The organism is Blautia sp. MSK17_66, assembly GCF_020538025.1.
Classification (GTDB): domain Bacteria; phylum Bacillota; class Clostridia; order Lachnospirales; family Lachnospiraceae; genus Blautia_A.
Genome location: NZ_JAJBNQ010000022.1, coordinates 58,692 through 80,088 on the forward strand (window position 1 = coordinate 58,692; position 21,397 = coordinate 80,088).

Here is a 21,397-nt window from a genome sequence, read left to right on the forward strand (position 1 = left end):
TCTGCTTTTCTAAATGAAAGGAGCAGAGAATGAAAGAATTATTGTATAAGAAATCAGAGGCAGTTGCCGCTTTAAACCGTGTGGATGGCTTCCATCCGATGGAACTGGCAAGAAAGATTGGAGAAGAAGGGCAGGAGGAGCAGCTTTATCTGGATGTGAAATACCGGAAGCTCTGGTTTCGTCTGGTCAATCCGGCAGGAAAGATTATCAGCCGGATTATCACTTTCACAGAGAACATGGCAGTTGTGGAAGCACGTATCTATTTGGATAAATGTGATCAGGAAGACAATTATGTAGCCAATTCCTTTTCGCAGAAATTCCGGAGCGATGATCCGAAGTTTGGAGACAAATTTTTGGAAATGGCGGAAACAGCAGCTGTAGGAAGGGCATTATCGGATGCCGGATATGGTGTGCAGTTTGCGGATGTGGGAGAGGAAAATGATCCTGCACAGGTAGATGCCGGAATTCCATATCAGAACCCACAGATGCCAGATACAGGTGTTATGGAAAATGCTGCCATGCCGGATTCGGGTGTCATGCCAAATGCCCCTATGCCAACTTATGGAGAGATGCCAGGCCAGTCGGAATATGCAGGCCAGCAGATGATGAATCAGTTCTATCAGCAGGCACAGGCGGCTGGAAGCACCATTTACCATGGCAGTGGACAAATGCCTGGTTACGATTCTGCTCCGGCTGCCCCTACGCCGCCAAAGACCGGACAGATGTTGCAGGGAGCATTACAGAATCTGGATACGTCCCTTCCGGTAGAAGAACTGATGAAACGCATGAACTATGAAATGGCAGTCGGGACTGTGATTCCGGGAAAGGGAAAATACGGCGGAAAGACCATGGGACAGGTGGCAGTTGAAAGCCCGTCAACGATCCAGTGGTTTGCCGAGCAATATTCCGGACCGAACAATCTGGTTCCGGCGGCAGCAAAGGTAATTTTACAAAAAGCAATGCCGATGGCTGGTTAAGGAAGAACCCCGCAGAGAGCTTTTTTCTGCGGGGGAAAGGAGGAAGAGACCGGGATGTATTATGATATGTCTGGGTTTGATTATGGAATACTGGATGTGGTGCAGGTGCTGCATCTCAGAAAGCGTCGGGGAAATTATTATGACTGCCCGTTTTGTGGAGAGACGCATGGAAAACTCAATATCAATGTGGAAAAGAATGTATTCCGGTGCAACCGCTGTGATGCGTCCGGGGGGATGCTGAAGCTTTATGCGGATTTGCACAATGTTACACTCTCCGAAGCAAATCAGCAGATCCGGGAAGCATTAGGAAAAGGAGAATACCGGACGGATTATATCAAAGCAATGCCGGTACAGGAAGAAAAGGCAACGGCAGAGCTTGCACCGATAGAGGAAAGCCACCGGACGTATCAGAGAATGCTGTCCATGCTCACGCTTAACAGGAAGCATCAGGAGGATCTGCAAAGACGGGGATTAAAACCGGAACAGATCGAAGCACAGCGTTACCGGAGTGTCCCGCTGTTTGGAATGAAGAAGCTGGTCAAAAGGCTGGCAGAAGAAGGATATATGGTGAAAGGCGTGCCGGGATTCTACCGGGATACAGACGGAAACTGGACGATAAATTTCAAAGCAGAAAACTCAGGAATCCTGATTCCCATAGTTTCTTTGGACGGGTTCATCCAGGGCTTTCAGATCCGGGTAGATCATGTGACCGACATGAAAAAGTATATCTGGCTGTCCAGTGTCAATTATGACCAGGGAGTTTCCTCCGGAAGTCCGGTACATGTGATCGGTGATCTTGCTGCAGAACGTGTCTATCTGACCGAAGGAGCCTTAAAAGGGACCATAGCCCATTATCTGTCCGGCGCTACCTTTGTGTGCGTTGCCGGAGTTAACCAGTACCGGAATTTAAAACCAGTGCTGGAGCGGATGAAAGGATATGGGATGAAACAGCTTTTGGAGACGTATGACATGGATAAGAAGATGAAAGTAGCCTGTAATCACCATGACAGTAAGTGTGCGGTCTGTTTTGAGCGTTCTCCTGTTATCTGCCAGCATAAGGCGGAGAAACGGAGGATTATCCAGAACGGCTGCAATAAGGTCTATGAAATCTGCCGGGAGCTTTCCCTGCCGATGAACCGAATGGTCTGGGATATGGACGAGAACGGGGAGTGGAACGGGAAACTTAAGGGGATAGATGACTATTTAGTTGCCATCAAACAGAAGGAAGGAGCCGGAGCGCAGACTTCGGCTCTTCCGAAAGGAGAATAATCATGAGAAAAAAAGGAAATACGGTGCTTGCAGGACTCATTATCTGCCTGTTGTTTGTTTTTCTCGCAGCGGCAGGAAAACTCTTTAGTGTTTATCTGAAGTATCAGAAAGGGGAGGCAAGTTACGAGAAACTGCAGGAATATGTTCAGGAACCAGAGGAAGAAGAATCACCGGAACCCGAGAAAGAGAAGGAGGAACCTCAGAGCAGGTATCTGGAAATTGACTTTGCAGGTTTAAAAGCGGTTAATCCGGATGTCATAGCGTGGATTCAGATTCCGGCACTGGACATTAGTTATCCGGTGGTACAGGGGAAAGATAATGCATATTATCTTCATCACCTTTTTTCAGGAGAATCCAATATCAATGGGAGCATCTTTGTGGACTGCCATAATCAGCCGGACTTTACGGATCAGAATACGATCGTGTACGGGCATAATATGAAAAACGGGAGCATGTTCGGAACTCTGGATAAGTACCAGGACCAAGAGCTATTTGAACAACATCCGGAGTTTTATCTCTATTTGCCGGGAAAGATCCTCAAGTATCAAATCTTTTCCTGCTATGCGGGAAGAACCGGGAGTGAGGGATATAGGTATCATTTCCCGGAAGCGGAAGATTTTCAGATGTTTCTGGATACGGTGTCTTCTTATGGGGATTATGATACCGGTACCGAGCTGTCGGTAACGGATCGGATAGTTACGCTGTCTACCTGTGTCAATTCCAGACGGAATTACCGCTATCTGGTACATGGAAAATTAAGCAGTGAGATCATCACTGAGGAATAAAAGAATCATGCTGGTGTGAGAAGAAATTTCTTATGCCAGCTTTTATTATGGGAGGAAATGTAATGGGAACAGCATTGGTTATGGAACATGCAAACGCAATGGCACAGATGATAGTCAGTGAAAAGGACAAGTTATTTGATGAAAGAGTGGAGGCTCTTGTAAAACTTTATAGAAGGGCGGAATTTTATCTGAAGCAGGGATTTCTGGAGAGCATCGTCTGCGAGTTCCATCGGAAGAAAGTGGAAATGATTATGCAGGCGGAAACAAAAGGAGAGATAACGGAAATACTGAAGTTATCAAAACCGCATTTTGACGGGAAAAAATTTGTCTATACCTCTCCGTATGCTGTGGAAGAGGAAGAGCTTCTCCTTTGGTCTCTGACATCACTGCAAGGTCCACTCCGGGATGAAGGGTATCGAAGATATCGGGAATTATTTGAGAAGTGCCTGCCGGAATTGGTGGAAAAGCTTTCAGCATAGGACAATGACAGAACAAAAGAAAAAAGATACTAAGCATTTTTGAGAATGGTTGGTATCTTTTTTTCTTAGACAAACTGTTATTTGTTACTTAGGAACCGACCGTTAATATCCCCAAGTCATTAATTTCCACGTTCCGCCTTCGCTACGCGCCAACCACCATGACCATGTGTATTCTTCATTAGCGTTCCACGCTCCACCTCCATTTTTAGGTGACCTGAAACTACTATCAAACGAAATACATTGTGTGAAACTCTCTTTATTGTCATTTGCTTCCTCCAATTCATTCATCCAGGCAATATTATCCTCATTATTGCACGCATCATCAGATGTATAAGATAGGCTGTGCAATTCACACCCCTCAAAAGAACTAAATTGTTTCTTTATAACATCAATAGCTTCATCCATGTCATCTTTTGTGTATATAGATGATGTCCCATAATCAATAACTAAATTTTTTGTATTTCCTTTTCCACAACCAGCTAAAGATATAACAAATAAAAGACAAAGAACCATTGCTATCAATCTTTTCATAATCACTACCTCTTCAAATTCATATTTTTTTGCTCTGTCATTCATCCTGAACAACTGGAACTGTTAGTCGTTATCTTTCGTTCTGCGTTCCATTACAAACTGCTCTAAATTTATTCTGTGATTATACTTTATGGATGCATCCTTATCCTTAGAGAGTATAATATCATTCATATCAATTCCATTTAATGCAGCAATCGCAATAGTGTAGTGTACCACATCGGCTAATTCGTTACCTAATTGGGTTTGTAAATCCTCTTGACCAACAGATTTTCTACCTGCCTTTTTATTTAGTACTTCTGCCACTTCACCTATTTCTTCTACGAGTTTCATAAACAGGCTTTGGTCAATCCCACCATTTTTATAACGGTCGAATAAGTATTCTTGCAGTTCCTCTATTGTAATTTTCACAGTATCTTTTCCTCCGCAAATTCATATTTGATAATATGTTCATTATACTGTGTTTTACCAATGATATCAACGATATGGAAGTATACAGGAAGAAAAATTATGGAAATAGTTTTTAAAAAGTTGCACTTTAAGTATCTCCTACGTACAGAATAAGTATCAAGTACAAAGGAGTGAATGTAGCATGATAAAAAAATTAAGAGTAGCCGTGGATCACGGGAACCGGAACATGAAAACCTGTAATTTTGTATTTACCACTGGACTGACAGAACAGGACAAAAAGCCTGCCAGGGGAGAGAAGTATCTGAAATATCAGGGAAAGTATTATACCCTTAGTGAGAAGCGGATTCCGTACCAGAGAGACAAGACGCAGGACAGCCGGAACCGATTCTGGATTCTGACCTTATTTGCCATTGCAATGGAGCTGGAGCAGAAAAGCCAGATTCAGCCGGAGGATGTCATTCAGGTGGAACTTCCGATTGGGCTTCCGCCGAAGCATTTTGCAGAGCTTTGTGAGAGATATGAACGCTATTTCAAAGGGGACGGGAAGGTGCAGGAACTGTGCTTCAACGATAAAGTCTATCACCTCTGTATACAGAATGTAATGGCGTTTCCGCAGGATTATGCAGCCATGATGACGAGGATGATGGAAATCCGTGAGATTCCGAAAGTCGTAGGGATTGATATTGGCGGATTTACTTCTGATTATCTTCTGATGAGAAGTGGCAGACCGGATATGGATTATTGTGATTCTCTGGAAAAAGGTGTGATTACCATGTATAACGATATCATTTCCAGTATTAACAGTGAATATGACATGCTTCTGGAGGAGGCAGATATCGACAGTATCATCAAGGGAAAAACGCAGTATTATGAGGAAGCTGTTGTACAGGCAGTAGAAACCATGGTTCAGAATTTTGTTACCGATCTTCTGAACAGCATCCGAGAGCGGGGCATTGATACAAAATCTACTTATACGGTGTTTATCGGCGGCGGAGCAGTGCTTCTGGAACGATTTCTGGAGCAGGCAGACCGGTTGGGAAAACATACCTTTATCCGGGATATGAAAGCAAATGCCGATGGATATGATCTTTTGTATCGCATGACACAGGCTGGAGTGTGATTTTATGGGAAAGAAAAATCCGTTTGTATTCACTATTGGTTTTGATAAGTCGGATCCAGATCACGTGTATGTGACAGAACTTCTGAATACGACAGAGAAAAAAGCAAAACTGATCGTTGCGGCAATTCTGGCATATACGGGAAGAACGGATGAGACAGGTAATGGCAGTATAAGCATGGAACCGGATATGCTCCGGCCAATGATGCAGCAAATCATCCGGGAAGAAGTAAGAAAGGTATTGGAAGGGCAGGACGTTTCTAAGATAAATAGAGAAATGCCCACAGAAGTTGATTTGATGGAAGAAGAACCGCTGCGGATGGATCAGACTATGAGACAGAATGTAGTGGATGCTATCAGTGCATTTCGCAGGGCATAAAAAAGCAGGAGAGATACACATGCTTATGGCAGTGTACTCTCCTGTTCTTTGTATCAGAATGGGAATAGACAGAAAACTCACAGACTATTCACAGATTACTCACAGATTGTCTTTGTATAATGTGTAGATGATGAAGGATACGGGAGAGCCTTAACTTAGGTTCTTGAATCCATCCAGAAGTCCACGCAGTGTAGAAAGGGCAAGCTGTTTCTGCTCCTCCGGGCAGGAATTTAGTTCTGCCATGATTTGCTGCATGGTAGAATCCGGGTTCGTTTTCTGGTTAGAAAATATAGCATCTATGGAAATATGTAAGTAAGTTGCCAAGGCATAAAGTGTTTCCAACTGTGGATTGCCAATATAGTTTTCAATATCAGAGACAGTCCGTAAAGAAATCTTTGCCTGTTCCGCAAGGCTGTTTTGCGAAAGATTGCGGCGGAGACGTTCTTCCCTGACTGCATCTCCCAATAATTTTTTCACCATCTATATCACCTCACTTAATGCATATATTTTATCGTAGATTAACACTATACGAAATGCGTTAAAGTGCGTTATGATAAGCAGGATAACACATGCACAAATAGAGAAACATGGAAGTAAGTACGACAGACATGAATGGACAGCATAAGATAAAAGCCAAAGAGGAACTGAATCTGTTAAAAAAATCTTATCCATACAATGTGTCGGAGAGAAGTTAGAATATGCAGTATATGAGATACTATCATCGCATATCCTACACAATTACATAGAAAGAGAAGTATCGGCTGGACTACGAATAGAGTGGTCCAGCCTTTCTTTTTTTCGAAAAAATGAAGGCAGTGTCACGTTTTGTTGCCGCTCACCGCCATCCTCGGAATTTTTTGGAACGTGATAAAAAATTTCGGAGGATAAAACAAATGAACAAAAAAACATATACAGGATCAAAGATACAAAATCACTTTACAGCATATCTGATACAGTTTGTCCGTGGAAAACGACATGATTATCTGGAGAAGAAAATCCAGATGGCTGATGCAGAAGAACTGTTGGAGGATATTGGACAGATGGAGGCAAGAATTGTAATCGAAGAATTGCTGGAGAACCAAACGAGGGAGCAGCTTTTATTGCAGGAGGCACAGGGGAAATATCCAGAATGGAATAAGATGTCAGATGAAAGACTGATGAAAGCGCTTCATACGCTGCGGGATGAAGAACGGAAGCTGATTTACCAGCATGTGTTTGAAGAACGTACTTTTGAGGAAATGAGCAGGCTAAACGGGTTATCAGAGGAGCGATGCAAGGGTATTTATTATTATGCAATCCGGAAGATCCGCAAGGTGATGGGAGGTGAAAACTAATGAATTTTGAACGATTACTTTTAAAGGCAAAAGAAGGAAATGCAGATGCGGTACTGAAGATTTTAGAGATATATAAGCCGCTTTTAATTAAGAATGCGATTGTGAATGGCAGATTTGATGAAGATCTGTATCAGGAACTGGTAAGTACATTGCTTCAGTGTATCCAGAGATTCCAGATAATTGAGTAAGTTATCTTAAACAAAGGCTGCAATCACTCTCAGGGGAGTAACATCCTCTGGGAGTGATTGTTTTTTGAAGGGTGATATTGCCTCAGTTCGAAGCGGCAGACGGTGTTGATCTATTATGTTGCCTGATGCTTTAATGCTCTTTTGTTGTTGCCAGTTCTTTATGAAGATGTAGAGCCATAAACACAGTAACAATAGCAGAAATTACATCGGCAATCGGTTGTGCATATAGTATTCCATTTATGCCCCAGAATGATGGGAGCATATGATGGAAGCTAAAAAGAAATATGAAAAGCCGGCATTCCGATTGGTGACAGATTTGGGGAGTATTTTGGAATGTCTGTATGAGGTATATGGAACGGATGGAACGATGTTGATTGCTGGGAACAAGTTATCGGATACGGTAATCTATCCGTTTATCCGCATGATTAAAAAGAAATGCAAGGCAGTGGATGCGGAAAAGCTGAATCTGATGCTCTGGAAGATTTATATGGTAAGTTCGAGAAAAGAAGAATTTGTGACGGCTGCTAAGAAAGAGCTGCAGCCTTATTTGACCAAGAAAGATGAAAAACAGATTGACACCACATATGACACCACATATACTATAGATAGGAGGCATTAAAGATGTCGAAATGGGATAAACTATTGACAAGAATTTGCTCATTATCGAAAGACCTTCGTTTTGATGAACTAAGAAAAGTATTAGAAAGTTATGGATATGAGATAAATGCTCCGAGAAGTGGGAGCAGCCATTATACATTCCGTAAAGCGGGATGCCAGCCGATAACAATACCGAAACACGAACCAATCAAGAAAATTTATGTTGAAATGGTAAAGCAGATTGTAGAAAGTGAGGCGAAAAACGATGAAGACACTGAATGATTATTTGGCAATGTCCTATCGCATGGAAATTGTGGAAGATAAGGATGAAGGTGGATTTGTGGTTTCTTATCCGGAACTGCCGGGATGCATCACCTGTGGAGAGACGATAGAAAGGGCAGTTGAAAATGCAGCGGATGCAAAAAAAGCATGGTTAGAAGCTGCACTGGAAGAAGGGATTGAGATTCACGAACCGGGAAGCCTGGAAGAGTATTCGGGACAGTTTAAAATAAGGATGCCACGCAGCTTACACCGGGATCTGGCGGAACACTCAAAAAAAGAAGGCATCAGTATGAATCAATACTGTATATATCTTCTTTCAAAGAATGATGCGCTGTTAGTAAAATAAATATACAAGAATATAGATGAAAAGAGCCGTCCGGATGGGCGGCTCGAAGTATTCTTTCTTTGATTAAAAATGATATTGTTCTAGCAGATAGATAGGAAGTGTTTGTACATTCCCAGCGGTTCCGCCTTTGGTATCGCCTTTTAAATACAATAGTTTGTGGGCCTTCCCCTGTTCCAATGCCTTCAAGGCAGTAGATGCAGTTCCCTTACCGGCTTTAACTTCAATCAGATAGCGGATGTGAGTTTTCAATGTCTGAGCTACAAAATCAATTTCGCCACCTTTATAAGTAGCAAAAGCCGGTGTCTCAAAGATAATTTCTTCCGGGAATTCCTGGCGTTTGGACAAGTTAATGTAAACATAGTTTTCGTTCAATGAGCCATCCATAGTTGATACAGTAGCACCAGTTCTGGAGAGATAATAATATGCAACTCCAAGATCCATGAAGAAGCAGCGGCTTCCCGGTTTGAAATTCAAGATGTCCAGTTCTGTGATTTTGCCACAGAAACCGATGATTCCAGAATGGTAAAGCCAGTTGATAGCACGATAGCAGGTTGCTTTAGAAAGATTACTGGAGTAATTCTTTGTAACGAGCTTTTGCAGTTCTTCACTTATACTGTCCTCATCTAATCCTTTCTTTTCACGAAGCAGAATACGGCAGATGCTTAAAAAGATGTTGGTAAAAACACTAATATCTGTGATGTCATCAAAGTACCGCATAGATTCGTTTAAGAAAATGCGGATGATTCTAACAAGCTCTTTTTGAGCTGCTTCCACGTCTTTTGTGTTAAGGTATGTTTCCACAACCTTTGGATAGCCGCCAATCTGTCTATAGATGTCGTAAACATTCTTTAATTCGTCATATAGTTCCGGTACGGTGTCATCTGCATGATCCAGTGGAAGTGATAGATACTTCTGAAAAAGCTGGTCATCCAATGCTTCCAAAAACTCTTTAAAGGAAAGGGTATAAATACGGATACTGGTAATATCTCCACTGGAGAATTTGAATTCCGGTTCCAGTACACGTCCCAGATAACTTCCAGTTACAATGAAATGCGCTTGAAAATAGCGGGTAAATTCTCGGATACGGTTGAATATCTCTGAGGATTCCTGAATTTCATCAATAATGATGACTGTATCGTTGGTATCTTCAAAATCCGGATCGAAGAGTTTAAAAGCATCGTGAAGCGGCTGCTCCGGTCGTTTTGTACCGGGAGTCCAGTCTGTGGCTTTTTTGTAACATTCCATAAATTGTTTGCCGGACAAATCAAACAGGTTAATGTAGATCTTGTGCCTGAAGTTCTCATCCGCAAATTTATTGATAATATATGTTTTTCCGACCTGTCTGGCACCATTCACTTCCAAGGTGCTGTGGACGGTATCGTTTTTCCAATCCAGAAGCTGATCGTAAACTTTTCTTTTCAGATACATGGGAAATGCTCCTTTCTTTCAACTGTTCCTATTATATCAAAATATGAATGGATAATATAGAGGGTAATTTCTGATAAATGATGAATTGTCTAGTCTGAGCAGTTCTTCACGGGTATTCCGGTTTCTGTCATTACTTTTTCGTACTGAAGAAGCTGTTCCCAGGTCAGCCATTCCGGTTTCTGATCTGTGGGAAAACCATTCCATAATTCTTTCATACGGGCAATATGGTTTTGAACGCTATGATTGCATAGAATAGACGGACTGCGATTTCCGTAGCCCAGATAGTATTCACAGTCAGACTGTAATTTACTTAACATCCGGTACTCGAATTCATAGGAACTTCTTTGATACGGAGCTGGATGAAATGTGTACTCCTGCTGTATGGGATGGGAAGGTTCTCCATCAATATGGTTAAAAGATAAAGAATAAAGATTCGGTTTAGCCCCTTTGCCAAGGTCAATATCCTTCCACAACTTTCCGAATTGGTCCTTATATACCGGACAGGAAAAATCATCCATGCCAGTATACTCAAGCACTAATTTTGTTTTTGCATTTTCATTCATTCTATTAGACCATCCTTTCCTTTATTGCAGACATTGAGGTATATTATTGGGCGCTGTTTCTGCATTCCACTGCAGCTTCGCACGTACATCCATCAGGATGATTCCTAACTGGTTTTCTCCGCAGTTATTGACTTTGCCCCAGAAATAGTCACCCCAGTTGTTTCCTTCAATAAGTGTGGACTCTCCGGTTGCAAGAAGTTTATCCCGGAGTTCCGGGTTCTGCATGAATTTGCACATGCAGATTTCATACATGAGCCGGACTTTCACTTTTTCCCAGTCCGGGCGTAATGTAAGATCTCTGCCGAGTTTCTTTGCATCAGAAGGATTATGCATCCGAAAAATACAGAATTTGCGTTGCTCTCTCGCAGAGAGTGTTTTCTGCGCTTGAAAAGCAGCTTCATTATTTGCATAGGTTTGTCCCATGTAAGAGACCGGTGCCGGATAGAAATTGCTTAGAAAAGCATAATCTCCCCGAAATTCATTGATCTGTGTAGGTATGCGCTTGCTTGTATTTGTTTGATTCATTATAAATTCCTCCTTTGTAAAAGAGGTGCGGCCTTTCAGCCACACCTCAAAATAATTCTCATCTATTGCAGAGATGGTTATGCAATCATCTCCAAAAATTCAGCTTCTGTAAGAATTGGAATACCAAGGCTCTGGGCTTTTGCCAGTTTGCTGCCGGCTTTTTCCCCGCAGATCAGGTAATCGGTTTTCTTTGTTACAGAGCTGCCAGGTTTGGCACCAAGCTCCAGAATCTTATCGTTGATACCGTCTCTGGTAAAATGCTCCAGTTTCCCTGTTGCTACGATGGTACATCCTGTAAATTTGTTTTCTTTTGTCATAATGGTCTCTTCCTTTCTTTGTTCAAATGTGAATTCGTTCTGTAAGTTTTTCCATAAATCAAGATTTGCTTCATCTGCAAACCAGGAATGGATGTTGTGATTTAAGATTTCGCCAAAATCCTCTAACTGAGTGAAGTCGTAATCTCCGACAGCCGCCTGTTCAAATGCAGTTAAATTTCCGGAAAATACGGTGTCCAGAATCCGGCTTTTGGTTCTGCCGATCATAGGAATATCCATGGAAACCAGATAGCGGACAAAGCTGGTCCTCCGGCTGGCGTTGATGGATTCCCACAAGCGGTCGAAAGATTTCTCACCATATCCGTCCAGTGCCACAATATCTTCCCGGTGTTCCTCCAGATGATAGATGTCCTGAAAAGAGTGCAGATAGCCCAGATTCAGGAATTTTTCTAAAGTGGCTTCTGACAGTCCTTCGATGTTCATTGCCTTCTTGCTGGCAAAATGGACAAACCTTCTTGTGATCTGGCTGTCGCACTGCGGATTATCACAATGCAGAGTTTCTACGGTGCGACCGTCGCTGGTCTTACGGCTGTAGGTTCTGGTTTTGGAACCACAGCAAGGGCAGACCGGAGGCGTGATGTCGGTATACCTTCCACGATCCAGATTATCCTCTATATGTGGGATGATCATGTTTCGTTTGGAAACAAGAATCCGGCATCCGGGTACAAGCTCCAGATTTTTGATAAAGGTCAGATTATGAAGGGAAGCTCTGGAAACATCACAGCCGTCAATCTCCACGGTATCGAAGATGCCGACCGGAGCAATCTCTCCGAATCTGGTCGGTGTCCATTCAATTTCACGCAAGAAAGTTTCGTAGGTATCATCCTCAAACTTATAGGCGAGGCCGTCCTTATAGTGGTGTCCGGTTTTTCCGCAGCTTTTGGAGTAGCTGAGACTGTCAAAAATCATGACAATGCCATCGATAGGAAGATGTAAATTTGCTGCTGTGGATACCAATTCCTGAATGAATTTCTCCGCATATTCTTTTGAAAGTCCGGTTCCTGAAATTGAGAAAAACGGGCAGTAACCAAAGCCCAGGTGTGTTAAACCTTCTAATTTGCAGGCTCTGCTGTCCGGGAAGGGAACATCCTCCATTCCTTCTAATACATTGAACGGAAGAAAGCGAACACAACGTCCGATACAGTTCTTCGGATCAAGACTTCGTACTGATCCGGAAGCAAAATTACGTCCGTTTTTATAAGGTTTTCCATTTCCATCACGCAGAGTATCTTTCAGACGTTCAAAATCATTGGTTGGTATAAAAGACTCACCGGTAATGACCAGACGTTCTTTGTGTGGAATGGTAAGCGGTACATTTAAAAATGCCGGGATATTGTGTGTAATATCTTCCCCCACTTCACCATCTCCACGGGTAGAAGCCTGAATCAGTCTGCCATCTTCGTAAATGAGTTTGGTAGTCAAACCGTCCAGTTTCAGCATAAAGAGAACTTCCTGTCCTTTCATGAAATCTAAAAGCTCTGAAATCAGTTTTGTTTTCTCAAGCGAGAGCAGTGGAATCGGATGGGTGACTTTGGCAAGTTCACTGACCGGATAATATCCAACCGTCTGTGTCGGAGAATTTGACAGGATGAAACCAGTCTGTTCCTCCAGTTCCTTCAGTTCGTCAAAGAGTCGGTCATACTCGGCATCAGATACCAGAGGGGCATCCTGATTGTAGTAGGCATGACGGTATTCATTGAGTTGTTTTACAAGATTCTTAATTCTTTTGACTGACATAGAGTCTCCTTTCTTTTGTGGCGTGCCAGTTCCGGAATCATTTGTTTCCGTAATCCTCCTTTCCCTGCGTTCAGGCATAAAAAAAGAGAATGACGCTTATGTTCATTCTCAAAATAGATGCAGTTTCCTGCAAAATAAAAAAAGCCAGAAGTCCCTGCTGCTTGTTGGGCATAGGAAAACTCCTGACTACGTTTCAAACCTAAACTGCGTGTGATAAATCCTTTCCGGATTGACACAAATAATTGATATAAGAACAGTATAACACTAGATGTAGTATATGTCAAATGAAATAGATTCCTCAATGAAGCTTTTGCCTTATGTTGATGACAAATTTGTCGGCTACAGGAATAAAAGCGTTCAGGATTTCAGATTTGCCCTAAGCGAAGGAATTCGTAGCCAGGTATTTTTTGCCACTTTCGTGGAGAAAGTCGAAAACCAGATAAAATCAATCTCTGTCATAAATGCCTCTAAACTGTTTTTACATCGTAGTGGTTATGCAAGTTCTAAATTTAAAAATAATTTTCACGAATAACTAACTTTTCTATATGCTGAATTGTCATAAAATATAGATTATTAAATTTGAAAGCAGATTGAAGGTGATAAACATGAGAAGTTATAAACGGTATACCAGGCGAAAGAGACTTTTGAAGCAAATCGCTGTGGTTGCTTTATCTCCTAATCGGGTATTCACGAAAGAACAGATCTATCAGCATATCTATGAGGAAGCGGAGTCAGAAGTGAATAACCGAATTTACGGTCTGATTAAGAACTTGAGAAAGAAAATAGAAGAAAATCCGGAAACACCGCACTACATAGAAACGATACGTGGTGTTGGTTATCGCTTTCGGGCATAAAAGGAGCCGTCCGGCAATGGGCGGCTCGAAGTGTTTCTCTTGTTGTTTATTTATTGTTTTTTTCGTTGTATACTGATAAAACGAGGTGATAAAAGTGGCATATAGAATTTTGATCGTGGATGATGACATCGAATTATTAAAGATGTTAAAGAACTATTTTGAAATCAAACGATATGATGTAATGATGGCAGAAGATGGCACAGATGCTTTGGAAAAAATCCATAAGAAACCGGATATTATCTTGCTGGACATCAATATGCCTAAAATAGACGGATTAGAAGTATGCAGACGTATCCGGGGCAAAGTAACTTGTCCCATTATCTTCCTGACGGCAAAAGTGGAGGAGCAGGACAGGGTAAACGGGCTTTTATCCGGTGGGGATGACTATATACTGAAGCCGTTTAGTCTGAAAGAACTGGATGCTCGTATTATTGCACATTTGAAGCGTGAGGAGCGTCATAAAGGGAAGTCTGAATACAGATTCCACGGAGACCTCAGTATTGATTATGGAGCAAAGAGGGTTCAGATCGGTGAAAATGATTTGGAGCTTACGAAGCTGGAATATGCAATCATTGAGTTTTTGTCCATGAATCCAGGACAGGTTTTTGACAGGGAGCGGATATACGAAAAGGTGTGTGGTTATGATGCGGAAGGTGACAGCCGTGTTGTTACGGAACTGATCCGGAGAGTGAGAAAGAAACTGGCGGAATATACGCAGACAGAATACATTGAGACAGTATGGGGGATGGGGTATCGATGGAAAAGATAAGAAATTTATCCTTGAAAAAGACAATGGTTTTATATACGATACTCAGCTTGATTGTCACTTTTTTTCTTTCTGTGTCAATTATTGAGATTGCCGGGCAGATACAGGAGGAGGTCTGGTGGAAGTACGTGGATCAGGACGAGTATTATCAGGCAATGAATGACCGCAATGAAAATTTTGAGGTAGTGGTACCGAGACCGAATCAGAGTAAAATGAGCAGAATGGACTGGCATATTTCAGAAACCTGTGATTTCCTTCGGACGTACGGAGTATTGCTTTTTTCTTTTGCCGGATGTGGAATTGCGGTCAGCCTGTTTTACAAAAATAAATTAAAGAGACCGATTCAGGAACTGAAGATGGCATCACAGATGATTGCGGAGGAAGATCTGGATTTTCATATGGCTTATGAGAACGAGGACGAGATGGGGATGCTGTGCAGGGAATTTGAAAGGATGCGTGGGCAGTTGGAAGAAAATAACCGTAGACTTTGGCAGATGATCGAAGATGAGCGGGTACTGCGTGCAGCGATTGCCCATGATATCCGCTCGCCGCTTGCAATCATGCGGGGATATCAGGAAATGCTTTTGGAATTTGTTCCGGAAGATATGCTTGATCAAGAGAAAATGATGGAGATGTTAAGGGGCGGTATGCTTCAGATTGAACGGATGAACCATTTTATTGATAGTATGAGGAAGATGACGAAATTGGAAGAACGGGAATTAAACTGTTCCGTGGTAGATATCCGGCAGTTGATAATGCTTGCTTAACAACATCTTCAATAGCGTACATGTGCATATGAGGAATGATACAGTTTCTCGCAGCCTGTGTTGCTGCATGTAAAGATATTGTCAACTGAATTTTTAGATGTTCTTCGCGCAATTTTTTTAATTGATTAACTGGACCAACTGTTGATACGGTAATGCCGTCGGTTGGAAAGTTAAGTCCATTTCTAGTGTTACCGATGACACCAATGCCTACATCCCCTTTTCCAAAGTCTATTCTATGTTTATTTAAGTTGATCATTTTCAAAAATCTCCTTTTTCAAAAATAGCATATTTAGTAATTTTCTATTATTCCCGAAGTAGGGATATCTTTTAAAAAGTCACTGTTGGAAGTAATCGGAGAATCTACAATCTGAACGCCGCTTCGTTTCATCATTCGGAATTTGAAATCAAGAAGTTCCGGTGGAACTTTCAGTTCTGCGGCAGCCTGGAAAAAGGACATATCAGCGTTAAGCATCTCCAGGACATCTTCATCTTCCAGAAGATAATCAGCGGCAAAGCAATTCGCTTCATATTCACATTGTGACACTCCATCGAATAATTCAAAATCATGAAAACACTTGATCTGAAGGGGTTTCTGATGAAGGAGTGCGTGACCGATCTCGTGGATCAGGATAATCTGCTGTATGATTTCCGGTAGGTCGCAGTTAATGACGATGCAGGTCTTTCGACATTCCCGCATACAGAAGCCTTTGCAACAGTTTGGATCAGTTCCAAGCGGAAGCTTTTTAACAATAATATGCATAGCGGCTGCAAGGCGGTACGGATCACTTTCCTGATATTTTGCTTTTACTTTATTAACAGTGTCTCTTATACATTTTGAACTCATAAAAACACCTCGATATTTCATAAGATAGTTTGCTGCAAGTATAGAGTAGCAAAAGTGCTGTACGAAAATACGGACACCTATGAATCACTTTCCATTTCAGTGTTTTTCTTTTTCCGTCCAAATGTCTTTTTGGCTTCCATCTTACAGGAAAGATATGCTTTGGTTACAGCCTGATAGAAAGCATCTTTTGCTTCTTCGTCGAGTTCGCCACCAGCAAAAAGAGCACGGTTGGCTTCGAGAATCTCATTGATGTCCCTGGCTCCTTTTTCACCAAGCTGTCCATTGACTTCATCAATATAATCCATTTTTTCAATTCCGTAAGAAGGATCTGTGATCTCATCATGTTTCAAATAATCGTAAGAGACATTCAATGCATGAGCGAGCTTTCTCATAGTAGAGATTCGTGCGATGGTGCCGGAACTTTCATAAGCTGCGATCGCACGCTGGGATACGCCGACCAGTTCTGCAAGTTCTTTTTGTGTCAGATGATTTTGTTCTCGTTGATATTTAATCTTGTCTGAAAAATTCATAGTGGGATCCTTTCCAAGTTTTTGAAATCGTAACTTCATCAACTTTATAAAAACTATTGACAGAGTTCATTATCACGTATAAAATACAAACAAATGTTCGTGAAGTTAGTAGAAATTATAATCTATAAACTTCACAAAGTCAATATGAAGCAAAGAACTTTTATTATGATTTTTAAGACTGGTAGGTGAATGTTATGAGCAGGACAATTCTTCATTCAGATATGAATTGCTTTTACGCAAGTGTTGAGATGCTGCATCATCCAGAACTTGCCGGGAAGCCGATGGCAGTCGGTGGTGATCCGGAAGCAAGACATGGAATTGTGCTGACTGCAAACTATATTGCGAAGCGAGCCGGAGTAAAAACAGGCATGGCATTGTGGCAGGCAAGACAGGTTTGCCCAGAAATAATCTTTGTACCGCCTCGCATGGATCTTTATTTGAGGTTTTCCAGAATGGCACAGGAGATTTACAGTGAATACACAGATCAGAGAGAACCATTTGGGATTGATGAAAGCTGGCTGGATGTGACCGCCAGTACTTCTATCAAGGGAGACGGAATGAAGATTGCAAAAGAGATCAGCAGTCGGATTAAATATGAACTGGGGGTTACCGTAAGTATTGGTGTTTCCTGGAATAAGATATTTGCAAAGCTCGGTTCTGATTATAAAAAGCCGGATGCCATTACAGAGTTTTCCAAAGACAATTACAAGGATATTGCATGGAAACTTCCAGTAGGTGATTTACTCATGGTCGGAAGAAGCACTGAACGGACGATGAAGAAACTTGGCATTTGTACAATCGGAGATCTGGCAGGAGCAGAACCTTCTATATTAGAAACATATCTTGGAAAGATGGGATTGGTACTTCATACCTTTGCAAATGGATGGGATGAAACTCCAGTTTTGGTAGAAGGATATAAAGTACCGATCAAGTCTATCGGGAACAGTACAACAACGCCAAGAGATCTTGTTAGTGAATTGGACGTGAAGATTATTTTGATGGCTCTTTCAGAAAGTGTAGGAGCCAGGCTTCGTGAAAATGGTTTTCAATGCAGGACAGTAGAAATCTCGATTCGGGATAATGGATTGTATCATTTCACGAGACAGTGCAAGTTGGACAGGGCAAGTAATCTTACAGAAGAAATTGCCAGAACTGCATTTGAGTTATTCCAGAAAAACTATAATTGGGAACATCCAATTCGTAGTCTTGGTGTTCGAGGATGTGATCTGGTATCAGAAGAGATGCCGTATCAGCTTGATTTATTTATGGATGAAACGAAGAGAGAAAAAATCAAAAAGATGGACCAGGTGGTAGATGAGATCCGTGGAAGGTTTGGCTATCAGAGTATTCAGAGAGCATTTATGTATCAGGATAAGATACTGGCACAGCTGAATGCTAAGGAACATACGGTTCATCCACAGGCATATTTTCATGGATAGGAGAGAGCAGGTGTTTTGTAATGACAGCTAAAGTGTATGTAGATGTCCTGGCAGTATTCAGCCGGGAAGGAGAATTGATCCCTACAGCGTTTGTCTGGGAAGATGGACGTAAGTATGCGATTGATAAGGTTTCAAAACCGGAGCGTTGTGCCAGCCGAAAAGCTGGCGGAACCGGATATCGTTATACCTGTCAGGTGGGTGGAAAAATCTGTCATCTGACTTATGAAGAAAATTATAAATGGTTTATGGAACGTAAATAACGGCGTCCTAAAAGGGAGCCCTGAATCAGGGCCCCCTTTGGAGAGATAGATATTCGATGAGAACATCAGCAGTCGGGGATACATCCTTTCCCGTGAGAACCGATTGCTTTCAATAGATCATACAGTTGCCGATCAGCCAGAAATAGAAGCTATCCCACAGCGGATATTTCTGCGGAATCTGCATGAAGAGATGTTAGGACAGTGACAGACTGTGAATGGAACAAACAATACAATGATTGGTCTGGCTGCGGAAGCGGTCGGGAAGGAGGACAATTATGCAGAGAATACAGGATATGTTTATCAATATGGAAGAAGTGGCAGAGGATGCTTATAAGAATACGGAATTATTGCTGAGTCAGTATACTAAAGTAATGTTCCGTATTGAGAAGAACCTTGTGGATATAGATTATGAAATGTATGCAGAGGAAGGGAAGCATCTGAAGGAAATGTTATATGATCTGGTAGATTTCGATGCGACTGCAGAGAAACGCAGAATCCAGGAAAAGCTTCTGAATAATGATATGAATCTCTGTTTGCTGGAAATCATGAGAGATTCCCTGATAGCTTTGAGGGATTATCCAAAAAATGGACAGCTGTATTATCGGCTTTTGAAATATAGATATTTTGAAGCAGGAAATACCAATGAAGATGTGATGCTGATGCTGGATGATATGCCAAGCACTACTTATTATCGAAACCGTAAGAAAGCAATCCGTTTGTATGCAACAATGCTCTGGGCATTTACACGTCCGGAAAAGATACAGAATAAGATGGAGGAAATAAACTGGAAGAAAAGTGGAAGTAAAGTGGCAGTGAACTGACAGTAAACTGGCATGTGAATGGTATTACAATGAAAATACGTGCATGTTAGAATTGATATGCTGAGAGAAATAGACCTTCGCAGACGTAATGTTTGCGGAGGTTTTTCTTTTCTCAAATTTTAAGGCGTCAGGCTGTGCCCGGAAGGGCATGGCCTTTTTTTATACCCAAAAACAGGTTGCAGATTTGAAAAAGCTTCCTTTTTAACAGGTAGATGCCGGAAAGGAAGAGCATATCAAGATGCAGGGAAGAGGCAGGCATTATGCCAGATATCCATGATTTTCGATTTGTCACAAATCAAATCAACAAAAACGACAAATCGGAGAAACAATCATGGAAGAAAGAAAATACACATTTTACGACAGATATCAGAAGGTGAAATACGCTAATATTACAGCAGAAGAGCTGGAAGTTCTTAATATTTTTTATAATAAGGAACATTATATGTTTGATCAGCAGCATCAGAGAAATAATACAGTATTATTTTGTGGATTAGAATCAGAAAACGGTTGTGCGACAGACTTTATCGCAGATAGTGGACGTGACATTGCATCGGATATTACAACTGAGATCTTCTTTAAAGAACTCTTCAGCGATCTGACAGAGAAAGAAAAGAAAATCGTGAGCGATTATTTTATCATGGGAAAACAGGTTAAAGAAACAGCAGAGGAACTGGGCATCAGCACACGTCAGGTGAGTAGAGACAAGAACAGTGCTTTGGCAAAAATGTTGAAGAGGATGAAAGCAGCTGGATATGAATCATATGCTGAGGCGGCAGGTGCATTTCTGCAGGAAAGCGATTATATTCCAACACAGATGGAGACACAGAACTCGATTATGAAGAAAAGGACCGGAGAAGTGAGACTGCCATCAGATCATAAGATGAAAAAATAAATTAGTTAAAAATTAATCATGATAATAATGTGATGATATCACAGAAAACAAATGAATTTCAGATTATAATAAAGCCACAAAAGAAAAAACAAGGAGGACTGTAAAATGTCTGCTATTAATATCAATAAAAATAATTTTCAGAATGAAATAATGGATTCCGAGAAAACCGTTCTTTTAGACTTTTGGGCTCCTTGGTGTGCTCCTTGTCGTATGGTGGCTCCTATCATAGAGGAGATAGCAAGTGAACGCCCTGATATCAAAGTTGGAAAGATCAATGTGGATGAGCAGCCAGAACTGGCAAGTAAATTTGGTATTATGAGTATTCCAACTTTGGTGGTTATGAAGAATGGGAAGATTGTAACAAAAGTTTCAGGGGCAAGACCTAAGAAGGCAATCTTAGAGATGCTTTAAGGAGGTGCGTTAATGGGATTTTTTGATTTTTTAAAACAGGCGAATATTAATCAAGGGATAGAGGAATATAAAAAGACTGCTGGTGCAGCTCTGCTGGATGTTCGTACGCCGCAGGAATATCAGGAAGGGCATATACCAGAAAGTAAAAATGTGCCATTGCAACAACTTAACAATGTTGTTTCGGTAGTGAAGAATACAGAAATACCGCTGTTTGTATACTGTTATTCCGGAGCCCGAAGTCGTCAAGCAACTGGGATGTTGCAACGAATGGGATATTCTAAAGTAAATAATATTGGTGGCATTGCTGCTTATTCAGGAAAGGTGGAAAAATAAGATGAAGGTAATAATCGTAGGCGGTGTAGCCGGAGGAGCTACAGCTGCAGCAAGAATACGAAGATTGGATGAACATGCAGAAATTACTGTGTTTGAAAGATCCGGATACATATCCTATGCGAATTGTGGGCTTCCATATTATATCGGAGACGTGATCACAGACCCGGAAGAACTTACACTACAGACACCAGAGAGTTTTT

30 protein-coding genes and 1 pseudogene are annotated in these 21,397 nt (G+C 41.5%); 22 read left to right on the top strand and 9 right to left on the bottom strand.

Annotated elements, in window-relative coordinates; translation table 11 throughout:
- Positions 1 to 29 precede the first annotated feature (29 nt).
- From LIR34_RS12435 to LIR34_RS12450, 4 genes are all read left to right on the top strand, one after another.
- Positions 30 to 977, top strand: coding sequence for a hypothetical protein (locus tag LIR34_RS12435; RefSeq protein ID WP_117470434.1), 948 nt, complete (start codon positions 30 to 32; stop codon positions 975 to 977).
- 54 nt (positions 978 to 1,031) lie between these two features.
- Positions 1,032 to 2,246, top strand: a complete 1,215-nt coding sequence (locus LIR34_RS12440; RefSeq protein WP_117470433.1) for a CHC2 zinc finger domain-containing protein — start codon at positions 1,032 to 1,034, stop codon at positions 2,244 to 2,246.
- A 2-nt stretch (positions 2,247 to 2,248) separates the two neighbouring features.
- On the top strand, positions 2,249 to 3,031 hold the full coding sequence (gene srtB, locus LIR34_RS12445) for a class B sortase (protein WP_173785613.1): 783 nt from the start codon (positions 2,249 to 2,251) through the stop codon (positions 3,029 to 3,031).
- 62 nt (positions 3,032 to 3,093) lie between these two features.
- Positions 3,094 to 3,510, top strand: a complete 417-nt coding sequence (locus tag LIR34_RS12450) for a hypothetical protein (RefSeq protein WP_244092317.1) — start codon at positions 3,094 to 3,096, stop codon at positions 3,508 to 3,510.
- Between the two features lie 102 nt (positions 3,511 to 3,612).
- Here the strand turns inward: LIR34_RS12450 and LIR34_RS12455 are convergent, their stop codons facing one another.
- Both LIR34_RS12455 and LIR34_RS12460 read right to left on the bottom strand, forming a co-directional pair.
- Positions 3,613 to 4,086, bottom strand: coding sequence for a hypothetical protein (locus LIR34_RS12455; RefSeq protein ID WP_226875173.1), 474 nt, complete (start codon positions 4,084 to 4,086; stop codon positions 3,613 to 3,615).
- Between the two features lie 18 nt (positions 4,087 to 4,104).
- Complete coding sequence (locus LIR34_RS12460) at positions 4,105 to 4,449, bottom strand: MazG nucleotide pyrophosphohydrolase domain-containing protein (RefSeq protein WP_173785611.1); 345 nt, start codon at positions 4,447 to 4,449, stop codon at positions 4,105 to 4,107.
- A gap of 181 nt (positions 4,450 to 4,630) precedes the next feature.
- Between LIR34_RS12460 and LIR34_RS12465 the strand changes: the two genes are divergently transcribed.
- Together LIR34_RS12465 and LIR34_RS12470 are read left to right on the top strand one after the other, a co-directional pair.
- Positions 4,631 to 5,569 carry a ParM/StbA family protein gene (locus LIR34_RS12465; protein WP_070097296.1) on the top strand — a complete coding sequence of 313 codons (939 nt, stop codon included), beginning with the start codon at positions 4,631 to 4,633 and terminating at the stop codon, positions 5,567 to 5,569.
- 4 nt (positions 5,570 to 5,573) lie between these two features.
- Positions 5,574 to 5,945: a hypothetical protein gene (locus LIR34_RS12470; protein ID WP_005333400.1), complete on the top strand. Its 372-nt coding sequence runs from the start codon at positions 5,574 to 5,576 to the stop codon at positions 5,943 to 5,945.
- Positions 5,946 to 6,095: 150 nt separating this feature from the next.
- Here LIR34_RS12470 and LIR34_RS12475 read toward each other — a convergent pair whose 3' ends face one another.
- Positions 6,096 to 6,425: a helix-turn-helix transcriptional regulator gene (locus tag LIR34_RS12475; protein WP_005333402.1), complete on the bottom strand. Its 330-nt coding sequence runs from the start codon at positions 6,423 to 6,425 to the stop codon at positions 6,096 to 6,098.
- A gap of 413 nt (positions 6,426 to 6,838) precedes the next feature.
- Between LIR34_RS12475 and LIR34_RS12480 the strand changes: the two genes are divergently transcribed.
- From LIR34_RS12480 to LIR34_RS12505, 5 genes are all read left to right on the top strand, one after another.
- The gene (locus tag LIR34_RS12480) at positions 6,839 to 7,279 is read left to right on the top strand and encodes a sigma factor-like helix-turn-helix DNA-binding protein (protein ID WP_023921559.1); all 441 of its coding nucleotides are present in this window, start codon (positions 6,839 to 6,841) and stop codon (positions 7,277 to 7,279) included.
- Entirely contained in the window at positions 7,279 to 7,467 is a 189-nt protein-coding gene (locus tag LIR34_RS12485) for a helix-turn-helix domain-containing protein (RefSeq protein WP_005333406.1), read from the top strand. The genes LIR34_RS12480 and LIR34_RS12485 overlap by 1 nt, the downstream gene beginning before the upstream one ends.
- A 262-nt stretch (positions 7,468 to 7,729) precedes the next feature.
- The gene (locus tag LIR34_RS12495; RefSeq protein WP_005333420.1) at positions 7,730 to 8,086 is read left to right on the top strand and encodes a hypothetical protein; all 357 of its coding nucleotides are present in this window, start codon (positions 7,730 to 7,732) and stop codon (positions 8,084 to 8,086) included.
- Between the two features lie 2 nt (positions 8,087 to 8,088).
- Positions 8,089 to 8,346, top strand: coding sequence for a type II toxin-antitoxin system HicA family toxin (locus LIR34_RS12500; RefSeq protein ID WP_005333422.1), 258 nt, complete (start codon positions 8,089 to 8,091; stop codon positions 8,344 to 8,346).
- Positions 8,330 to 8,692, top strand: a complete 363-nt coding sequence (locus LIR34_RS12505; RefSeq protein ID WP_005333424.1) for a type II toxin-antitoxin system HicB family antitoxin — start codon at positions 8,330 to 8,332, stop codon at positions 8,690 to 8,692. Before LIR34_RS12500 ends, LIR34_RS12505 begins: the two co-directional genes overlap by 17 nt.
- Positions 8,693 to 8,755: 63 nt before the next feature.
- Here the strand turns inward: LIR34_RS12505 and LIR34_RS12510 are convergent, their stop codons facing one another.
- From LIR34_RS12510 to ligA, 4 genes are all read right to left on the bottom strand, one after another.
- The gene (locus tag LIR34_RS12510) at positions 8,756 to 10,120 is read right to left on the bottom strand and encodes an ATP-binding protein (RefSeq protein WP_173785609.1); all 1,365 of its coding nucleotides are present in this window, start codon (positions 10,118 to 10,120) and stop codon (positions 8,756 to 8,758) included.
- Positions 10,121 to 10,209: 89 nt separating this feature from the next.
- Entirely contained in the window at positions 10,210 to 10,683 is a 474-nt protein-coding gene (locus LIR34_RS12515) for an LPD11 domain-containing protein (RefSeq protein WP_173785608.1), read from the bottom strand.
- A 21-nt stretch (positions 10,684 to 10,704) separates the two neighbouring features.
- Positions 10,705 to 11,208, bottom strand: a complete 504-nt coding sequence (locus tag LIR34_RS12520; protein WP_023921566.1) for an NADAR family protein — start codon at positions 11,206 to 11,208, stop codon at positions 10,705 to 10,707.
- 77 nt (positions 11,209 to 11,285) lie between these two features.
- The gene (gene ligA / locus LIR34_RS12525) at positions 11,286 to 13,280 is read right to left on the bottom strand and encodes an NAD-dependent DNA ligase LigA (RefSeq protein WP_040015507.1); all 1,995 of its coding nucleotides are present in this window, start codon (positions 13,278 to 13,280) and stop codon (positions 11,286 to 11,288) included.
- Between the two features lie 277 nt (positions 13,281 to 13,557).
- On the opposite strand from ligA, the gene LIR34_RS12530 reads away from it, so the two are divergent.
- From LIR34_RS12530 to LIR34_RS12545, 4 genes are all read left to right on the top strand, one after another.
- Positions 13,558 to 13,812, top strand: a complete 255-nt coding sequence (locus tag LIR34_RS12530) for a hypothetical protein (protein WP_005333435.1) — start codon at positions 13,558 to 13,560, stop codon at positions 13,810 to 13,812.
- Between the two features lie 73 nt (positions 13,813 to 13,885).
- Entirely contained in the window at positions 13,886 to 14,134 is a 249-nt protein-coding gene (locus tag LIR34_RS12535) for a winged helix-turn-helix domain-containing protein (protein WP_005333437.1), read from the top strand.
- A gap of 94 nt (positions 14,135 to 14,228) precedes the next feature.
- The gene (locus LIR34_RS12540) at positions 14,229 to 14,903 is read left to right on the top strand and encodes a response regulator transcription factor (protein ID WP_023921570.1); all 675 of its coding nucleotides are present in this window, start codon (positions 14,229 to 14,231) and stop codon (positions 14,901 to 14,903) included.
- Entirely contained in the window at positions 14,891 to 15,667 is a 777-nt protein-coding gene (locus tag LIR34_RS12545) for a histidine kinase dimerization/phospho-acceptor domain-containing protein (RefSeq protein ID WP_442860849.1), read from the top strand. The genes LIR34_RS12540 and LIR34_RS12545 overlap by 13 nt, the downstream gene beginning before the upstream one ends.
- Before the next feature lie 289 nt (positions 15,668 to 15,956).
- Here LIR34_RS12545 and LIR34_RS12555 read toward each other — a convergent pair whose 3' ends face one another.
- Positions 15,957 to 16,511, bottom strand: a complete 555-nt coding sequence (locus LIR34_RS12555) for an ImmA/IrrE family metallo-endopeptidase (protein ID WP_026650129.1) — start codon at positions 16,509 to 16,511, stop codon at positions 15,957 to 15,959.
- A 77-nt stretch (positions 16,512 to 16,588) separates the two neighbouring features.
- Complete coding sequence (locus tag LIR34_RS12560) at positions 16,589 to 17,041, bottom strand: helix-turn-helix domain-containing protein (protein WP_026650128.1); 453 nt, start codon at positions 17,039 to 17,041, stop codon at positions 16,589 to 16,591.
- Positions 17,042 to 17,235: 194 nt separating this feature from the next.
- Between LIR34_RS12560 and dinB the strand changes: the two genes are divergently transcribed.
- The 7 genes and pseudogenes from dinB to LIR34_RS12595 all read left to right on the top strand — a co-directional run.
- Positions 17,236 to 18,480 carry a DNA polymerase IV gene (gene dinB, locus LIR34_RS12565; protein WP_044924451.1) on the top strand — a complete coding sequence of 415 codons (1,245 nt, stop codon included), beginning with the start codon at positions 17,236 to 17,238 and terminating at the stop codon, positions 18,478 to 18,480.
- Positions 18,481 to 18,500: 20 nt separating this feature from the next.
- Positions 18,501 to 18,740 carry a hypothetical protein gene (locus LIR34_RS12570; protein WP_026650126.1) on the top strand — a complete coding sequence of 80 codons (240 nt, stop codon included), beginning with the start codon at positions 18,501 to 18,503 and terminating at the stop codon, positions 18,738 to 18,740.
- A 275-nt stretch (positions 18,741 to 19,015) separates the two neighbouring features.
- Positions 19,016 to 19,561, top strand: coding sequence for a hypothetical protein (locus LIR34_RS12575; RefSeq protein ID WP_026650125.1), 546 nt, complete (start codon positions 19,016 to 19,018; stop codon positions 19,559 to 19,561).
- 331 nt (positions 19,562 to 19,892) lie between these two features.
- Positions 19,893 to 20,453 (top strand): sigma factor-like helix-turn-helix DNA-binding protein, encoded by a 561-nt coding sequence (locus LIR34_RS12580; protein ID WP_026650124.1) that lies wholly within the window; start codon positions 19,893 to 19,895, stop codon positions 20,451 to 20,453.
- A 105-nt stretch (positions 20,454 to 20,558) separates the two neighbouring features.
- Positions 20,559 to 20,864, top strand: coding sequence for a thioredoxin (trxA, locus tag LIR34_RS12585; protein ID WP_028086464.1), 306 nt, complete (start codon positions 20,559 to 20,561; stop codon positions 20,862 to 20,864).
- A 12-nt stretch (positions 20,865 to 20,876) separates the two neighbouring features.
- Entirely contained in the window at positions 20,877 to 21,197 is a 321-nt protein-coding gene (locus LIR34_RS12590) for a rhodanese-like domain-containing protein (protein WP_161234128.1), read from the top strand.
- Position 21,198: 1 nt separating this feature from the next.
- A pseudogene (locus LIR34_RS12595) lies at positions 21,199 to 21,397 on the top strand (CoA-disulfide reductase); the annotation flags it as partial.

Excerpts from the sequence above, each read along its gene's own strand:
- LIR34_RS12455 (WP_226875173.1), bottom strand. The coding sequence starts at position 4,086 with ATGAATGACAGAGCAAAAAAATATGAATTTGAAGAGGTAGTGATTATG.
- ligA (WP_040015507.1), bottom strand. The coding sequence starts at position 13,280 with ATGTCAGTCAAAAGAATTAAGAATCTTGTAAAACAACTCAATGAATAC.
- LIR34_RS12590 (WP_161234128.1), top strand. The coding sequence starts at position 20,877 with ATGGGATTTTTTGATTTTTTAAAACAGGCGAATATTAATCAAGGGATA.
- LIR34_RS12580 (WP_026650124.1), top strand. The coding sequence starts at position 19,893 with ATGGAAGAAAGAAAATACACATTTTACGACAGATATCAGAAGGTGAAA.
- LIR34_RS12495 (WP_005333420.1), top strand. The coding sequence starts at position 7,730 with ATGATGGAAGCTAAAAAGAAATATGAAAAGCCGGCATTCCGATTGGTG.
- LIR34_RS12505 (WP_005333424.1), top strand. The coding sequence starts at position 8,330 with ATGAAGACACTGAATGATTATTTGGCAATGTCCTATCGCATGGAAATT.
- LIR34_RS12570 (WP_026650126.1), top strand. The coding sequence starts at position 18,501 with ATGACAGCTAAAGTGTATGTAGATGTCCTGGCAGTATTCAGCCGGGAA.
- LIR34_RS12545 (WP_442860849.1), top strand. The coding sequence starts at position 14,891 with ATGGAAAAGATAAGAAATTTATCCTTGAAAAAGACAATGGTTTTATAT.
- LIR34_RS12535 (WP_005333437.1), top strand. The coding sequence starts at position 13,886 with ATGAGAAGTTATAAACGGTATACCAGGCGAAAGAGACTTTTGAAGCAA.
- LIR34_RS12510 (WP_173785609.1), bottom strand. The coding sequence starts at position 10,120 with ATGTATCTGAAAAGAAAAGTTTACGATCAGCTTCTGGATTGGAAAAAC.
- LIR34_RS12440 (WP_117470433.1), top strand. The coding sequence starts at position 1,032 with ATGTATTATGATATGTCTGGGTTTGATTATGGAATACTGGATGTGGTG.
- LIR34_RS12530 (WP_005333435.1), top strand. The coding sequence starts at position 13,558 with ATGTCAAATGAAATAGATTCCTCAATGAAGCTTTTGCCTTATGTTGAT.
- LIR34_RS12560 (WP_026650128.1), bottom strand. The coding sequence starts at position 17,041 with ATGAATTTTTCAGACAAGATTAAATATCAACGAGAACAAAATCATCTG.
- srtB (WP_173785613.1), top strand. The coding sequence starts at position 2,249 with ATGAGAAAAAAAGGAAATACGGTGCTTGCAGGACTCATTATCTGCCTG.
- trxA (WP_028086464.1), top strand. The coding sequence starts at position 20,559 with ATGTCTGCTATTAATATCAATAAAAATAATTTTCAGAATGAAATAATG.
- LIR34_RS12555 (WP_026650129.1), bottom strand. The coding sequence starts at position 16,511 with ATGAGTTCAAAATGTATAAGAGACACTGTTAATAAAGTAAAAGCAAAA.
- LIR34_RS12465 (WP_070097296.1), top strand. The coding sequence starts at position 4,631 with ATGATAAAAAAATTAAGAGTAGCCGTGGATCACGGGAACCGGAACATG.
- LIR34_RS12485 (WP_005333406.1), top strand. The coding sequence starts at position 7,279 with ATGAATTTTGAACGATTACTTTTAAAGGCAAAAGAAGGAAATGCAGAT.
- LIR34_RS12475 (WP_005333402.1), bottom strand. The coding sequence starts at position 6,425 with ATGGTGAAAAAATTATTGGGAGATGCAGTCAGGGAAGAACGTCTCCGC.
- LIR34_RS12500 (WP_005333422.1), top strand. The coding sequence starts at position 8,089 with ATGTCGAAATGGGATAAACTATTGACAAGAATTTGCTCATTATCGAAA.
- LIR34_RS12520 (WP_023921566.1), bottom strand. The coding sequence starts at position 11,208 with ATGAATCAAACAAATACAAGCAAGCGCATACCTACACAGATCAATGAA.
- LIR34_RS12515 (WP_173785608.1), bottom strand. The coding sequence starts at position 10,683 with ATGAATGAAAATGCAAAAACAAAATTAGTGCTTGAGTATACTGGCATG.
- LIR34_RS12450 (WP_244092317.1), top strand. The coding sequence starts at position 3,094 with ATGGGAACAGCATTGGTTATGGAACATGCAAACGCAATGGCACAGATG.
- LIR34_RS12435 (WP_117470434.1), top strand. The coding sequence starts at position 30 with ATGAAAGAATTATTGTATAAGAAATCAGAGGCAGTTGCCGCTTTAAAC.
- LIR34_RS12575 (WP_026650125.1), top strand. The coding sequence starts at position 19,016 with ATGCAGAGAATACAGGATATGTTTATCAATATGGAAGAAGTGGCAGAG.
- dinB (WP_044924451.1), top strand. The coding sequence starts at position 17,236 with ATGAGCAGGACAATTCTTCATTCAGATATGAATTGCTTTTACGCAAGT.
- LIR34_RS12480 (WP_023921559.1), top strand. The coding sequence starts at position 6,839 with ATGAACAAAAAAACATATACAGGATCAAAGATACAAAATCACTTTACA.
- LIR34_RS12470 (WP_005333400.1), top strand. The coding sequence starts at position 5,574 with ATGGGAAAGAAAAATCCGTTTGTATTCACTATTGGTTTTGATAAGTCG.